Annotated in this window: 14 protein-coding genes; 3 read left to right on the top strand and 11 right to left on the bottom strand. The window is 41.5% G+C overall.

All coding sequences use genetic code 11. From position 1 onward, the window contains the following. Window positions 1–128: 128 nt before the first annotated feature. Window positions 129–1,070 carry a magnesium transporter CorA family protein gene (locus tag A3M5_RS0105835; protein ID WP_018392827.1) on the bottom strand — a complete coding sequence of 314 codons (942 nt, stop codon included), beginning with the start codon at window positions 1,068–1,070 and terminating at the stop codon, window positions 129–131. Window positions 1,071–1,239: 169 nt separating this feature from the next. On the opposite strand from A3M5_RS0105835, the gene A3M5_RS0105830 reads away from it, so the two are divergent. Further along, window positions 1,240–1,527 (top strand): YbyB family protein, encoded by a 288-nt coding sequence (locus tag A3M5_RS0105830; RefSeq protein WP_018392826.1) that lies wholly within the window; start codon window positions 1,240–1,242, stop codon window positions 1,525–1,527. Window positions 1,528–1,590: 63 nt separating this feature from the next. Here the strand turns inward: A3M5_RS0105830 and A3M5_RS0105825 are convergent, their stop codons facing one another. Both A3M5_RS0105825 and A3M5_RS0105820 read right to left on the bottom strand, forming a co-directional pair. Then, complete coding sequence (locus tag A3M5_RS0105825) at window positions 1,591–2,184, bottom strand: lytic transglycosylase domain-containing protein (protein WP_018392825.1); 594 nt, start codon at window positions 2,182–2,184, stop codon at window positions 1,591–1,593. Between the two features lie 103 nt (window positions 2,185–2,287). Next, window positions 2,288–3,793 carry a hypothetical protein gene (locus tag A3M5_RS0105820; RefSeq protein WP_018392824.1) on the bottom strand — a complete coding sequence of 502 codons (1,506 nt, stop codon included), beginning with the start codon at window positions 3,791–3,793 and terminating at the stop codon, window positions 2,288–2,290. A 351-nt stretch (window positions 3,794–4,144) separates the two neighbouring features. Between A3M5_RS0105820 and A3M5_RS0105810 the strand changes: the two genes are divergently transcribed. Continuing rightward, a complete protein-coding gene (locus tag A3M5_RS0105810) occupies window positions 4,145–4,837 on the top strand; it encodes a L,D-transpeptidase family protein (RefSeq protein ID WP_231373267.1) in 693 nt (230 codons plus the stop codon). A gap of 48 nt (window positions 4,838–4,885) precedes the next feature. On the opposite strand, the gene ald is transcribed toward A3M5_RS0105810, so the two are convergent. From ald to A3M5_RS0105780, 6 genes are all read right to left on the bottom strand, one after another. Then, a complete protein-coding gene (gene ald, locus A3M5_RS0105805; RefSeq protein WP_018392821.1) occupies window positions 4,886–5,998 on the bottom strand; it encodes an alanine dehydrogenase in 1,113 nt (370 codons plus the stop codon). Window positions 5,999–6,107: 109 nt separating this feature from the next. Further along, on the bottom strand, window positions 6,108–7,334 hold the full coding sequence (locus tag A3M5_RS0105800) for a PucR family transcriptional regulator (RefSeq protein WP_018392820.1): 1,227 nt from the start codon (window positions 7,332–7,334) through the stop codon (window positions 6,108–6,110). A gap of 191 nt (window positions 7,335–7,525) precedes the next feature. Further along, window positions 7,526–7,705, bottom strand: a complete 180-nt coding sequence (locus A3M5_RS0105795) for a hypothetical protein (protein ID WP_018392819.1) — start codon at window positions 7,703–7,705, stop codon at window positions 7,526–7,528. A 183-nt stretch (window positions 7,706–7,888) separates the two neighbouring features. Next, window positions 7,889–8,476: an SCO family protein gene (locus A3M5_RS0105790; RefSeq protein WP_018392818.1), complete on the bottom strand. Its 588-nt coding sequence runs from the start codon at window positions 8,474–8,476 to the stop codon at window positions 7,889–7,891. A 102-nt stretch (window positions 8,477–8,578) separates the two neighbouring features. After that, window positions 8,579–11,692 carry an AAA family ATPase gene (locus A3M5_RS0105785; protein ID WP_018392817.1) on the bottom strand — a complete coding sequence of 1,038 codons (3,114 nt, stop codon included), beginning with the start codon at window positions 11,690–11,692 and terminating at the stop codon, window positions 8,579–8,581. Then, window positions 11,689–12,810 carry an exonuclease SbcCD subunit D gene (locus A3M5_RS0105780; protein ID WP_018392816.1) on the bottom strand — a complete coding sequence of 374 codons (1,122 nt, stop codon included), beginning with the start codon at window positions 12,808–12,810 and terminating at the stop codon, window positions 11,689–11,691. Before A3M5_RS0105780 ends, A3M5_RS0105785 begins: the two co-directional genes overlap by 4 nt. Window positions 12,811–12,935: 125 nt before the next feature. Between A3M5_RS0105780 and A3M5_RS0105775 the strand changes: the two genes are divergently transcribed. Beyond that, window positions 12,936–13,361, top strand: a complete 426-nt coding sequence (locus tag A3M5_RS0105775) for a DUF2621 domain-containing protein (RefSeq protein WP_018392815.1) — start codon at window positions 12,936–12,938, stop codon at window positions 13,359–13,361. 16 nt (window positions 13,362–13,377) lie between these two features. Here A3M5_RS0105775 and A3M5_RS0105770 read toward each other — a convergent pair whose 3' ends face one another. Together A3M5_RS0105770 and A3M5_RS0105765 are read right to left on the bottom strand one after the other, a co-directional pair. After that, a complete protein-coding gene (locus A3M5_RS0105770) occupies window positions 13,378–13,899 on the bottom strand; it encodes a CcdC protein domain-containing protein (protein ID WP_018392814.1) in 522 nt (173 codons plus the stop codon). A 13-nt stretch (window positions 13,900–13,912) separates the two neighbouring features. Continuing rightward, window positions 13,913–14,620 carry a cytochrome c biogenesis CcdA family protein gene (locus tag A3M5_RS0105765; RefSeq protein WP_018392813.1) on the bottom strand — a complete coding sequence of 236 codons (708 nt, stop codon included), beginning with the start codon at window positions 14,618–14,620 and terminating at the stop codon, window positions 13,913–13,915. Between the last annotated feature and the right edge of the window lie 18 nt (window positions 14,621–14,638).

Raw genomic sequence — 14,638 nt, 5'->3', positions numbered from 1 at the left:
CAGTATGTAAGACATCCGAAAAATTAGTTATTCGTTTTTTCTTCTAATTTTCCACATCCTTTATCATATTATACGGATCTATATAAGTAAATAACAAGAAGTTAATCACCTTTCATAAGAAAAACTAATCACTTGAAAAATGATTTTTTTGAACGGACCGATAAAATGTCACCCATCCACCCTTTTTTCTTCAAATATGCATATAGAATAAACGTCGATGCCACAATTAATACACCGGCCAATAAATAGCCAAATTTCCATTCGAGCTCCGGCATATGCTTAAAGTTCATTCCCCAGATGGCACCAAATGCAGTCACCGGTGTAAACAACGTTGTAATAACCGTCAATGTTTTCATAATTTCATTCCCCCGGTGTGTGGAAACAACACTTTCAAGATCAAGCAGCGCATCGATTTCCTCTTCATACTCACGAATCAGTTCACGCGCACGTGTAATGCGGCGCTTCGTTCGTTTATATTGCGGCTGTTCCATAATCTCGTCGCCAAATGCTTCTTCCACCGCCATACGAATTTCGATCATCGGAATAATTAAATTTTTCCAGATAAGCAGTTCATGATCAGCATTCGCCGTTCGATCGAGCGTTTTTGTATTATTGCGTTCTTTAACATCCCAGATCAAATCACGCAGCCGCACTTCAAATTTATCAATTTCCTTTAAAAAGTAGGCCATAATTTCACCGATGAGTACAAAAAATCCTTCAATCGATGTTTCTGATTGATGCATTTTTTCTTTCATTGCTTTTACATCTAGATAATCCAGCTCATTTAAATTCAAATCTGCCGTTACAAGTTCATTGCGTGTTAAATAAAAGTGAAATACACGTCTCTCTTGTTTTTCATGAAGATCCTGTATATAAACGAGCGAGCCCCAGATGATTTCTTCCTCTGCAGTACCTGTGTACATTTCAAGCAAGTTCATTTTATTCGTTTTCACACTATCGGTCCACATTTTATATGTAGAGTGTTTTTTCGTAAGCTCTTTCGCGTGGACATCGTCTTTCATATTGAACTCTATCCATTTCCATTGCGACGAGTGGAATGTATGTTCCATTTAAATCCAATCCTTCCCCTGGATCATCCTTACACAATATACCCTCATTTCTTTTTTTCGAAACGCTTTGTTTTTTCATTAAAAAATGGTCCATGTTTTGAATTTATACCATGTGGGTAAACTTGTTAGTAAGCAAGCGATAAAGTGACACTACTAAGGAGGACTTTGAATGTATAGCAGTAAAAAAACGATGAAGCAAAAAAATGGTGGAATTGGTTACCTTCTTCTCGGTGCCGGTGCCGCAGCGTGGTGGCTGTCAAAAGATGAAAATCGCACAAAGTTTGATGACTGGATGACCCAGGCGAAACAGAAATTAAGCGGCGAAACGTCTCCAGGGGATGCATTCCCGGTTTACAAAGGCGGCAATCCCCATCCAGAAGACATTGACGACAATAAAATGGTCAGCGAAGGTTCTCAATTTGCTGTTGATTATTACAATAAAAAAGAAAATCACTAAAAAAACGTCTTTGCCACAAATGGCAAAGACATTTTTTTATTTCACCGGTTAGGTACTCTTTTCTCATTCTTCCTGTTTCGAATACTCCTCGACATAATATAAAATATCTGAGACATATTGATCACTTCTATTATAAGCAAAAATGGCCCGTTCTAAATCACCTTCAGCGGCTCCATTTGACTGCAAATAATTTGCCGCACTAAAAATGGCATCTTCAACATCAAATGGGTCAGCTTTGCCGTCCCCATTTGCATCAACACCGTATCCACCGTATTTTGCAATGACATCAGGGTCTACTTTTTCTTTTTCTGAAATTTCTCCCGTACCGAGTCCGTTGCAGGTAGGGTGCTGCCAACCGACAAATGTGCACGGCATAAACTGCATCGGTCCTTCTGCACCGACCGGTGAAATCATCGGATCCATTGTTGAAAATTTAGTTTCCACTCGGTGATGCGCTGCCAGTAGCTCCCACGGAATTCCATATTCTTCTGCAGCCGCTTTGTAAATCGGAATAAATTCTTCTGGAATTTTTTTTGAATCTATTAATTTAGATGTTGAATCACTGAGCGCAAACAGTATCAATAAAAGCAGTCCTAGAATAATAAATGGAGTGGATAAAAAATACATTGCCCGTTTTCGTAACTTTCGTCGTTTCACCACGTTGCACTCCTTTATTAAAACGTGCTCTCCTCATCATAGAAAAGACAGGTGAAAACTTCAAGTGAAACAAATGTAAACGATAAAAATAAAAGAATCCCTATCAAATGATAGGGCTCTCCACGTGTGTTTCAACAGCGCCAAGCTGCTTTAATCCTGGTGTTTTGGAAGCGGATTCCGCCGCTTTCTCACGCAATTTTAGCTCTTCACTTTTCATCTCTGAAAGCGACTTGACGGATTCCACTTCTTTTTTCTGCAAACGCTCCTTTTCAAACTGCCACTGGTTCGCTGTGATAAAGGCAGTGTTCATCTCTGAAATTAAATCCGTTTCATAATACGGATACTTTCGCATGACTTCATCAGCCATTTTTTCAAATGACACGTGCAGTTTTTTTTCTAAACTATTTTTTTCCGTCTGCCAATACGTATTTGATACCCAGGCCCCAACAGACTGAAGAAGCCCTTTTTTCGTCTCATTCGATTTCATTTTAGACTGCACACGGCTTAATTTTTCGCGAATTCGTGTATTAGACACGCTAATGTCCCCTAAATAAGGGCGTGCTGGATCTGTTTTTAAAATGGCAATGAGACGCTCCCGTAAATTGCGATAGACCGACCGAGCTCTCTCTTCAGCACTCATCGCCTTTCCAAGTTCCAACCGCACCGATTCAATGTGCTTCTCCGTCCCCTGCTGATCTACTTTCAATTCATTAATTTGCCTGATTAACAGCTGGTAACTCGACTCTCTTCTGACCCACTCTGCTGCAATCACCGCCAGATCTGTTTCTTTCAAATCATCTTCCGGCGACATATACATTAAAAGCAATGCGGAGGGCAGCATCCAACTCCCCAACACGAGGCTTTTCAATGCGACATCTGCTGTAAACAATGCGTCAGGATGAAGCACCCATAAATAACGAGGATCCCCTTTTGGCACATCCGTACGAATATCAGACAGCAGCGCTTCATACATCGATAAACCGCTTCTTGTCCCCATTTCAAATAGAAAAGAAGCGAGTCCTTTTTCTTCCAAGATCTCTGAAAGCAATGTTCCACGATTTAAATGGAGATGCTCATAGATTTGCACTCGTTTGTATTCCGGCATTTCTTCCCAGTAACGGCGGATCTTTTCTTGAAGCGGTTCTTTTTTTTCATCTACTTTTTCATTTTTCAGCACACGCTCCACTCTTTTCACACTTTCATAGTGAAGCAAAAATTCAAGTTTGTCCGTGATAAGAGACTGATCAAATTTCTCCGTCAATAATTTATCTTGTTTCGCCGCTTTTTCAAACCATTTATGAACGATTTCATCAGAGCGTGCAGCTACTTTTTCTTTTTCATTTAAACGGGCAGCTGGAAGCTTTAACATCTTCATTAAGGCAATAAACACATCGAGCTGTAGCTCAGCATCCATTTGCTCACTTCGTTTGTTTGCTTCTGCTGTAATGGCACTGAAAAACGGTGTCATCTCTTCTTTTGAAAACTGACTTTTTGCTTTTAACGCAATTAAATCGCGCGCATTGATTTGATGCAAGATTGAATGAACGACGCGCAGCCGCATACCTGTCAATGATGAAACAGCTGCACCTATCGATTTATTTTCCGTCATAACCATCCGCTCCATTTGTTGTCTTTTTTTTGATTGTACACGAAATCAGTTGGAAAGAAAATGAATGAGAGTTTTTACTAGATAAATAAAGAAAACAAGTAATTATCGAAAAAGTTTATTTTTTTGTCAAAAAGAGTTGCTATCTAGAAATTGCTTTCTTAGAATAGAGTTACAATTTCGTTAATTGGAAACGATTTCATAATTACAAACTACTAGGGAGGTCTTTTATATGCAACAGGAAGCAGGGCGCATCGAATCGCCGCAAATGAAACATAATTACGCAGCAATTGCGGCTAGACCGAAGTTCAAGTCACTAGTTAGAAAGAAAAAGGAGGCTCTATAGTGAAGCATATGATTTATATGTGTTTAGCAATTCTTTTACTTATTTCTATTTCTCCTCAGTCAACCGAAGCAGCTCCTGATCCATACGTCGCTGCATTATCCAACGTAACTGACAGCAAACAGGTAATCATTGCGGAAGGCCAGACATCATCTAGTATAGCTACAGTGAAACTATATGAAAAAGCCGGGAGCAACTGGGTGTTAAAACGGGTCTCACCGGCTGTCGCCGGTAAAAACGGACTGTCTTTTACGAAGAAAGAAGGAAATGGTGCTACACCAACAGGGATGTATGCCATCGGTGAAATGTTTGGCTTTGCAGCAAAACCTGCCGGCGTAAAATCACGTTATACAGTTACAAACAAATTTCATTATTGGGTAGATGACGCTACGTCAAAAGACTACAACAAATGGATATACTACCGCGGCAATCCATCCACACGCTGGAAATCGTTTGAACGGCTGAATCATACCCTCTACAAACACGCGATTATTATTCGCTATAATGAAAATCCTGTCGTGAAAAATGCCGGCAGTGCGATCTTCATTCACCGGTGGCGCAGCGGTACAACACCGACAGCGGGATGCATTGCCCTCAGTGAATCGCATTTAACAGTCCTAATGAAATGGATTGACCCGGCGAAAACGCCCAAAATCGTCATTGGTACAACGGATTCGATCCAAAAAGAATTGAATGCTCTTTAATGGCACAAAAAACCGGTCATCAGCTGATGACCGGTTTTAGTTTTACTGTTACATTAGTTCATCCAGCTGCTTATACACATAGCCAAGATCATGAGCGACCGCTTTGTGTGTGACGAACCCTTTTAGCGTGTTAATGCCGCATTTTAAAGCCGCATTTTCAGCTGCCGCTTTCTCAAACCCTTTGTCCGCGATTTGAAGCGCATACGGAATGGTTACATTCGTCAATGCAACAGTCGATGTTCGCGGCACAGCACCTGGCATGTTGGCCACAGCATAATGAACGACACCATGCTTTATATATGTTGGATTGTCATGTGTCGTAATGCGGTCAACCGTTTCAAAAATACCGCCCTGATCCACCGCTACATCCACAATAACCGAGCCATCTGACATCGACTTGACCATTTCTTCTGTTACGAGCTTCGGTGCTTTAGCTCCCGGAATTAATACGGCACCAATCACAAGATCAGACTCTCTCACTGCTTCTGCGACATTAAATGGATTCGACATTAACGTTTGAATCGATGAACCAAATACATCTTCCAGCTGCCGGAGACGATCTGCACTTAAATCAATGATCGTAACGTCAGCACCAAGACCAACCGCAATTTTAGCAGCATTCATCCCGACCATTCCACCGCCAATGACCGCCACCTTACCTTTTTTAACACCTGGTACACCACCAAGCAGAATCCCTTTTCCCCCCTCTTGCTTTTCTAAAAACTGCGCGCCAATTTGCGCCGCCATTCGTCCTGCTACCTCACTCATCGGCGATAAAAGCGGCAACGTCCGGTTCACACTGACTGTTTCGTATGCGATGGCTGTCACTTTATTTTCAACAAGTGCTTTCGTTAAAAGTGGCTCTGCTGCAAGATGAAGGTACGTAAAAAGAATAAGTCCATTGCGGAAATATTCGTATTCCGATGCGAGCGGCTCTTTTACTTTCATAATCATATCTGAACGGCTCCATACCTCAGCCGCCATGTTCAGAATTTCCGCGCCTATTTTTTTATATTCTTCATCAGAGAAACCGCTTCCCATCCCCGCGCCACTTTGTACAAGTACATGATGTCCTGCTTTGACAAATGAACTAACGCCTGCTGGTGTAATGGCAACCCGATTTTCATTGTTTTTAATTTCTCCTGGTATACCAATAATCATGACGATTCATCTCCCTAGTTGATTATTTTCCTTATCATCATATTATGACAGATGAACGACATATTTATCGGGTCAAATAAAAAATCAGGAGAGATGTTTTTGTCTATTTTCACAAAAATGAATCATCCACTTGCAGAATCAATAAATCAATATAAAGCAATGTTTTTTCATTCATATCTTTCAAATCAAGTTCAGTAATTTCTGTAATCCGTTTTAACCGGTATGCAAGCGTATTCGGGTGAACATGCAAAACTCCAGCCGCCCCGTTCATATTACCGTCATGAGCTAAAAACGTATAAATCGTTTCAATCATATTCGCATGATGCATGTGATCATAGGCTTTCAGTTTTTCAATAATGGGATTTCTCATCCCTTTCCGGACCGTGCGAAAATCATCAATCGATTTAAAAATGCCTATTTTTTCGTAACAGTGCGGCACTTGTATCGTGGAAAACAGTTCTTTCATACGCAGCACATATAGTGCTTCTTGATAGCTTGTCTGCACATCGAGTGGATTTTTCACAATACTTCCCGCTGCCCCTGTCGGCTGTACTTGCAGCCGTTCTGATGCTTTCGCAATAAAATCTTGAATATAATGCTGCACTGTATCTGTTTCACCTTTATCCGGAAATCGAATGAGTAAAATAAGCTGATCTCCATCGTACGTTCTTGCTATACAGGATAATTGCTGGAGCGTTTCAACAAGATAGTCTATTTGCCGCTCAAGTGTACGGTCAATCGTCCGTTTAAAGTCAAAAATTACCGTCAGCAGCTCACCTGACAACGGCATTCCGTAGCTCTTATTCACTTGATCCACTTCATTTCGTCCGTTGAAGTGCCCGGTTAACAGCTTCCAAAAAAACTCCTGGTGGCTTTCTTCAGCCGCACGTTTTCGCTTCTCATGCTGTAGAAGCTGGCTTTTCACCGCTTTTGCGGCTTCCTTTAAAATAAACATTTGCTCATCCGAAAAATGCGCCTTTGATTGCGCCCAAATGAAACCGATTACTTTCCCCTGCTTTCTGACTGAAATAGCGACGCGTTCACCGAGCTCAACTTGATCAATCGCCGGGATGATGACGGGCTCTTCTGTTTCAAATAGTTTCGGAATGGCTCCGCTTTTCCATAGGCTATTAATAACATGCTCCGGCACACGACGGCGCATAATCGTTGCAATCCGTACCGGATCTATTTCTCCTTCATGGCGGCTGTACGCAATAATTTGATGATTCGCATCTTCAATTGTAATGGGACAGTGAAGGGCGTCACTAATGCGATCAGCAAGCATTTCAATCGATTCGTATTCATGGGCAAAATATTGATTGACTACATTCGACATTTTATTCCTCCGCTCATTTGACTACTTCTATTATAAATGGCGAAAGAGTAGTTGTAAAAAAAAATAGGAAAAGCGGAATCATGAGGATGATTCCGCTTCAAAACATGATGGCGAATGGCTACTGGCGGTCGTCGAAGTCGTCGTAGAGAAAGGATCATATAAAGTCGAAGGGAGAAACAAGTAGAGAGGAATTAATACTTTCTAGATCCACAGCTCGGGCAAATATAAACATCTTCAGCATCATAAATGGAACCGCATTTTGTTTGTTCCAACACGACAAGCGCACTTCGGAGTTCGGCACGCTGCCCTTCCCAGCCGCATTCACATTTTACGCTGTTCATTGAGCCATATTTGTATAATCCATAGTTCATACAATCACCCCTTAACAAAATATTCAGAAAATCCTGTACATTTATCTTAAACAAAAAGCCAATTTCCCGCAACTAAAAAATTATTAAATTTTTGTGAATTTTATAAAAGTCAAGCTTATTTATTTGTTTTATGCTCATTTATTTATATGCAAAAGCCCCGAATACGTGATTCGGGGCCTTCTATCAAGGTTGTTCTGTTAATTGCTTCACATCAAGCACAATTTCATCGAATGGCACGTCCATATTGCCTGCATAACTCTTGACAACCGTGCCCTCTTTATCCACTAAATAAAAGCTCGTTCCATGCATGAACTGGTCGGAATTTGGATCTGGAACTGCTAATGTTTGAAAGCTCTTTTCCGCGAAATCGCGAATATAATCGCCGTCATAACCCGTTAGCAAATCCCAATTTGATTCATCTGCTTCATAATGGGAAATATATTCTTTCAATGCTTCCGGTGTATCGCGCTCCGGATCAACACTAAATGAAACAATGTGGTAATCTTTCACTCCTTCTTCATTTAACTTGTCTTGAAGATCACTCATGTTTTTCGTCATCGGTGGACAAACAGTCGTACAATTTGTGAAGACAAAGTCAGCAATCCACACTTTTCCTTTCAAATCGGACAAACTAACTTCTTCTCCATCTTGATTCGTATTCTTGAAATCCTTCACATCTACATCCATGTTGCCTTGAAAATCACTGTTGCTGCATGCAGACAACACAATCATTACAATTCCCATGATTATCATATAACGAAATAACTTCAAAAAAATTCCCTCCAAACGGTTTTTATATATTCATCGTAGAGGAATTCCCCTCATTACTCAATGGACAAATTCACTTTCTCGTGAACTATTTATGAAAATTGTTTATACTTCACCTGAAAACACAAACATCGCTTTGCTTCCCACCTCTGACTGCTTCACTTCCAAACGAGCATCAATTCGCTCTTTCAATTCCGGTACATGCGATATAATCCCTACAAGCCGGCCATCTGATTGAATATCCATTAACGTTTCAATCGCTTGATCCAGAGACTCGGGATCAAGCGTACCAAATCCTTCATCTACGAACATTGTCTCCAGTGACACACCACCCGCATAATTTTGCACGACCTCCGCAAGGCCGAGTGCAAGAGCAAGTGCCGCTTTAAAACTTTCACCGCCTGACAATGTCTTTACATGACGGCTTGCCCCCGTATATTGATCAAAAGTTAATAGATCAAGTCCGCTCTGCGCATTTCCTTTTGCACGCTCCGTCTGCCGCTCAAGGCGGAATCGTCCATTTGTCATACCGATAAGCCGTGTATTCGCAGCGATTAAAATATCTTCTAGAAAAGACGCAAGTACGTAACGTTCAAACGTCACTTTCAATTCATTTTTCCCGTGTGTAATCTCATACATATGTCCGGCAAGACGATACTCTTCCTCAACGCGCGCGATTTGCTTGGACAGATGCATGACAGCCTCTTTTGTCCGCATCGACTCACTCATCTGCGCCGCAAGCATCCCCGCCTTATGTGTCCATTCGTTCATCTCGTCGTTCAACGCGTCAATTGTATCGCTCAATTCATCAAGATTGATCCGCTCGAGACCGTCTGTTGCCTTTTCCAATTCACGAATTTTCATGTGAATCGTACGCTGCTCTTCATTATACCGCTCCACTGACTCCTTCATCCGAAGAAGATGATCGACAAACCGTTTTGCTTCTTGATAGGACTGTTCAGTGACGAATTCATTTTCCAGAAGCTTTTCGGAAAAGGTGGCAGCCGCGTCTTTGAATGACACGTCTGCTTCTATCATCGCCTGCTCTCGTTCATTTAGAATGGAGACCGTTGACTGGAGTGTCAAATGCCATTCATGGTACGCGGTACTGGCCTGTTCGAATTGCTGTTTATCCTGTTCTACTTGCTGTTTTACTTGGTCAAAAGCTTCAATAAATTGAGCTACATTTCGCATCTGATCCGGTACGTTTTTTTTCATTTGCAAAAGAAAGCTATTCGCCTCAATATATGCGCGCTGTTCAGCTGCTTCCGTTTGCCGGTTTTGCTCCATATTTTGCACGATCATTTCTTTTTGCTGATTGAATAATTGAAGCTGTTCTGCCAGTTGCTGTTTTTTCTCTCGATCATGTTCAGCCGTCTGCCTGTCCATTTTCACACATTGAAGCATTTCTTGAACATCTTCAATCGTTTGATCTTTAGGCAGTTTGGTTTTCATTTTTTCCATTTCTTTTTTTACGGTATGAATAGCAAACTGGGTGGATGACAGTTTGCGTTCTTCATCATGACTCTTTCGTTCCATCAATGAAGCATGTTTCTCCGCTTCTTCGACGGCCTCTTCACGAATCAACGGATCATCATTACCCAAATAAGCCGGTTTAGGATGGTGAATGGAGCCACAAACAGCGCACGGTTCGCCTTCTGTCAATTGCAATGCAAGAAGAGCCGCTTGTTCACGCTTTAATTCCTGCCGTAAAGAAAGTACTTGTTTCTTACTTTCAACTGCTTTTTGCATGGCCTCGGTGAACCGTTGCTCCGTTTCTTTTTCCTCGGCTTCGAGTGTCGACAATTGAGCTGCTGCAACTCTTGCTTCTTTATGCAGCTCAAGCAGCTGCTCTGTTTTTTCAACGAGCCGGTCCGCTTCGATAAACCGTTCACCCGCTAATTCAAGCGGCTTGATTGTACGTTCGACCTCGCTTATTTTTTGTTCCATTTCCTGAAGCATTTCACGTAATCGTACACCGTCAGCTACTGTATTTTCCAGCTGTTTCCGGTATGTTGATTCGTTCTGCATCGCTTCTTCAAAAGCATAAACAGATTCTTTCATTGATTCCAGCTGTTGATAGCGCCCGATCGTTTTATCACGCTCCGGCTGTCGGCTCTCTTCTCGCTTCAACACTTCCTTTGCTTGTTCAAATTGCGCACACGCCGATTTTTTGTTTTGCACCGCTTCCTTTTTTCGCTCGTGTGCCAGTACCAATGCTTTTTCAGCTTTTTGAACATGCGCTTCATATGAATGCAACTTTTCTGCTTTTTCACCACGAACGATATTTAGAGCAATCGATTGCATTTGTTCCTGTCGGTCATCGAGCTGTCTTTTTACTTCAATTGACTGTATCAACTGATCAAACTGCCGGTTCAGCGCCATACCTCGCTCGCGTTCTACGACGCGTACATCGCGTTTTTTTCCAATCTTCACAATTTTATCCTTCATCGCTTGATGCTCTCGCTGCATCATGTCCATATCGATATCCAACTGTTTGAAGACTGCATCTTTCATCATGTCCTCCTCGTTTAGAAGAATACGCATTTCATCTGAATATGGAGCCAAATTTTTTAGCATCGTGATTTGTTCAGCTACTGTTTTTCCTGCTTCTTTCTTCAAAATATCTGCTTTTTCTTTCAATTGATCCTCTACTTGTTTGTAAAAAACCGTTTGAAACAGCTTCTGCAAAATTTTTTCTTTATCTTGACTGCTTGCCATGAGCAGTTTTTGAAATTCACCTTGGGGGATCATTAAAATTTGACGGAATTGATTCGCTTCTAGACCGATTAGTTCATTTATTTTTTCATCTGTATCACGCACATTGGCTGCTAGCAGCACTTTCTTTCCTGCATCTGTTATTTCACTTAGTTCAGCCGTCGCACCCGCTATCGTCGTACCCGTTCCGCGCGCTTTCACTTTTTCTTGCTGTGGTGTACGCCGGATCACATATTGGCGACCTTTCAGTTCAAATAACAATTCCACTTCCGTTAACTGTCCTTTTTGCGCAAACTGACTTCTCATTTCTTGTGCACTCCGGTTGTCACCACTCGGCCTGCCATACATCGCAAAGCTAATTGCATCAAAAATGGTCGTTTTACCAGAACCGGTCTTGCCCGAAATAACAAACATTTTCCTGTTTTCAAGCAGTGAAAAATCAATTTCTTCTCGGCCTGCATACGGACCAAATGCGGTCATCGTTAATTTTATCGGCTTCATGCTTGATCACGTCCTTTTTTCACATCATCAATCACCGCTGCCATATAGGCTTCTTTTTCATCCGTAAAATCAAGTCCCGTCATAGCCCCGTAAAATTCACCGAACAATTCCAGTTCATTTTTTTGCTTTCGCCTAGCAGAAACTGTTTCAATTGAAAGGATTTTTCCCGCTGCTCTTTCCATATGTAAAATGTTCGGAAATTTCTGCTTCAACTTCGCCATTGGATCGATTAACGCGCCTTCATCCTGTAGCGTTACTTTCATATAATCATCTGTTTCATCCATTTCCATTACTTCATCAAATAACCCTTTCACTTCTTTCATATCACGAATCGGTGTTAACGCTTCTCTCCTCACGCTCAACGTCCCTTTTCCGTTTACTTCTACTATTGATACACTTTTCGTATGCGCCGCTTCCGAAAACGAATATTTCAAGAGTGAACCGGAATAGTGTACTGTTTCATGACGGATGGCGTTCGGATTATGTAAATGGCCAAGCGCGGTGTAGTGAAAAGGGCTAAACAGCTCAGCCCCCACATTTCCTGTTCCGCCAACGGATAAAATACGTTCTGAGTCACTCGTTTCCCCACCGGTCACAAAGGCGTGACCGACAGCAATGTGAATGGCATCGCGATCCATTTTCTCGCTTAAACGCTCTATGATTACCTTCATTGCATCATGATGGGAATGAATCGATTCATCTTCATATACGTGACGGACGATTCCCGGTTCCGCAAATGGGATACAGTGGAAATGAACATCTTCGATCACGGGACAATACATCTCTTTCTCGATTTTTCCGGCCAGATAAAAGCGGCTTTGACGGAACCATGTCGAGCCAAATGCTAGGCGATCTGCACTATCATGATTGCCTGATATCGCCACAATCGGCACATTCATTTCGACATTAATTTGATAAAGTACTTCATTTAATAGATTAACAGCAGAAGCCGTTGGAACCGAGCGATCGTACAAATCACCCGCAATCACAAGTGCATCCGGTTTTTCACGCTCAATAAGCAAGATCAGTTTTTGTAGAACGAAACGCTGATCCTCCGTCATCGATACGCCGTGTACAATTTTTCCAAGGTGCCAGTCAGCTGTATGTATAAATTTCACATGATTCACCTCTATTCGTATGTATGTTCTTATCATAACGGAATATTCAGAGAATGAAAAGGATGAATAAGCGTGCTTTTCTTGCTATAATAAACAGTAGAAGATAATCTTACGGGGGTTTGATCATGCTTGAAGGCTGGTTTTCTTATTTTATTATGATATGGACAGTCGTCCTTGTCTCATTGTTTGCGATCGGTGGTTTTTTTATGTTCCGCAAGTTTTTGAAAAAAATGCCGAAGCAAGATGGCCGATCAGATATGGATTGGGAAGAGTATTATGTCGATCAGACAAGGAAAATCTGGGGGAAGAATGAAAAAGCAATGCTTGAAGAACTCGTTAGTCCAGTGCCTGAATTGTTTCGTGACGTCGCCCGCCATAAAATTGCTGGCAAAATCGGTGAACTTGCATTAAAAGAAAAAGCGCGCCACATATCAACTGATCTTATCGTACGTGGCTACATTATGGCTACACCGAAACGTGACCATAAATTTTTGCGCAAAAAACTTGATGAAATGCAGATTGATGCTTCACCATATAATCATTTGTTTTAGAAAAAAGCACCATTCGTCAAATTGGACGAATGGTGCTTTTTTTTGTGGTATCTATCATCTGAACAGACATCTGCCGTTTTAGTTTTATATATTGACTGTACATCGCCATGCGCCACGGGACGATCATCGCGAATGCTAAAATGAAAAACATACCACCGAGTTCCCCGATATCAATCGTTGTCGATAAAGCAAGTTTACTAATAATGCGTACGATTAAAAGGGTCATTAAAATAATCGGAAATGCCTTCGATCGTTTCAAATAGATCGCATCGTCGCGTATTTCAAAATTTGTTGTTTTCATTAATAAAAGAGAGAAGACCATCCCGACCGCTGTTGCTTCAAGCAGCTCCAACCAAGTCACCCTGAACTCCGGAAATAAAAACATAAGAGCTCCGGTACTCATAAACAGCGGTGGCATAATGATTTTCTTTGCTGTTGTCGGCTTTTTAGCTGCACGCATTCTGACAAAGAATGCAGCGATCCCCATCATAACAGCGGCCACTGATGATGCCCAGATCATCCAATCCATGTCAATCATTCCTTCAAACGTGTTAAAAACCAGTGAATCCTCCAAATAATGGAGTGAGAATCATAATAATTTTTGTCATCCAGTCAAAAAAGAGCACAATACCCATAATGATCATAACATAACCGCCGATTTTTACAATCTTAGCGCTATTTGTCCGGATCCACTTCATCCGGCCGATAAAGAATGAAAGTGCGAAAAATGGAATGGCAAATCCGAGCGTATATGCGATCATATACAGCATCGCTGAATCAGGATGCGTCCCCGCCATATAAATAACTGCAAGTAAGATGGGGCCAGTACACGGCGTCCACCCTGCACCAAATGCAAGGCCAATAAGTACGGATCCTAAATAGCCGACCGGACGGTTTTTAAACGCAACCCTTTTCTCCGACATCATAAACTTAGGCTGCAATATACCTGTTACAATAAGGCCAAAGAAAATAATAAAAATGGCGCCAAGTTGACGGATTAAGTCATCCCACTCTTTCAAAAACTGACCGATAAAGGACGAACCGAACCCAAGCAAAATAAAGACAAGAGAAAATCCAATTAAGAAGAATAGTGTGTGCAGCATACTGCGGCGCTGAAGCATTGCATTATCGTTTTTTAATTCATTCACACTCATGCCGGTAATATACGATAAAAAGGCAGGATAAAGCGGCAGACAGCACGGTGAAATAAAACTTAAAAACCCTGCTCCGAATGCCAGAAAAATATTTAAATCAGCCATCATCAACATCCTTTCCTT

It is taken from the genome of Bacillus sp. 37MA, assembly GCF_000372765.1.
GTDB lineage: Bacteria > Bacillota > Bacilli > Bacillales > Domibacillaceae > Domibacillus > Domibacillus aminovorans.
This window is presented reverse-complemented; position numbering and strand designations above follow the sequence as displayed.

Bases quoted from the DNA above. Each gene is read 5' to 3' on its own strand.
- A3M5_RS0105820 (WP_018392824.1), bottom strand. From the start codon at position 3,793: ATGACGGAAAATAAATCGATAGGTGCAGCTGTTTCATCATTGACAGGT.
- ald (WP_018392821.1), bottom strand. From the start codon at position 5,998: ATGATTATTGGTATACCAGGAGAAATTAAAAACAATGAAAATCGGGTT.
- A3M5_RS0105770 (WP_018392814.1), bottom strand. From the start codon at position 13,899: ATGATTGACATGGATTGGATGATCTGGGCATCATCAGTGGCCGCTGTT.
- A3M5_RS0105830 (WP_018392826.1), top strand. From the start codon at position 1,240: ATGTATAGCAGTAAAAAAACGATGAAGCAAAAAAATGGTGGAATTGGT.
- A3M5_RS0105765 (WP_018392813.1), bottom strand. From the start codon at position 14,620: ATGGCTGATTTAAATATTTTTCTGGCATTCGGAGCAGGGTTTTTAAGT.
- A3M5_RS0105810 (WP_231373267.1), top strand. From the start codon at position 4,145: ATGATTTATATGTGTTTAGCAATTCTTTTACTTATTTCTATTTCTCCT.
- A3M5_RS0105785 (WP_018392817.1), bottom strand. From the start codon at position 11,692: ATGAAGCCGATAAAATTAACGATGACCGCATTTGGTCCGTATGCAGGC.
- A3M5_RS0105800 (WP_018392820.1), bottom strand. From the start codon at position 7,334: ATGTCGAATGTAGTCAATCAATATTTTGCCCATGAATACGAATCGATT.
- A3M5_RS0105835 (WP_018392827.1), bottom strand. From the start codon at position 1,070: ATGGAACATACATTCCACTCGTCGCAATGGAAATGGATAGAGTTCAAT.
- A3M5_RS0105795 (WP_018392819.1), bottom strand. From the start codon at position 7,705: ATGAACTATGGATTATACAAATATGGCTCAATGAACAGCGTAAAATGT.
- A3M5_RS0105775 (WP_018392815.1), top strand. From the start codon at position 12,936: ATGCTTGAAGGCTGGTTTTCTTATTTTATTATGATATGGACAGTCGTC.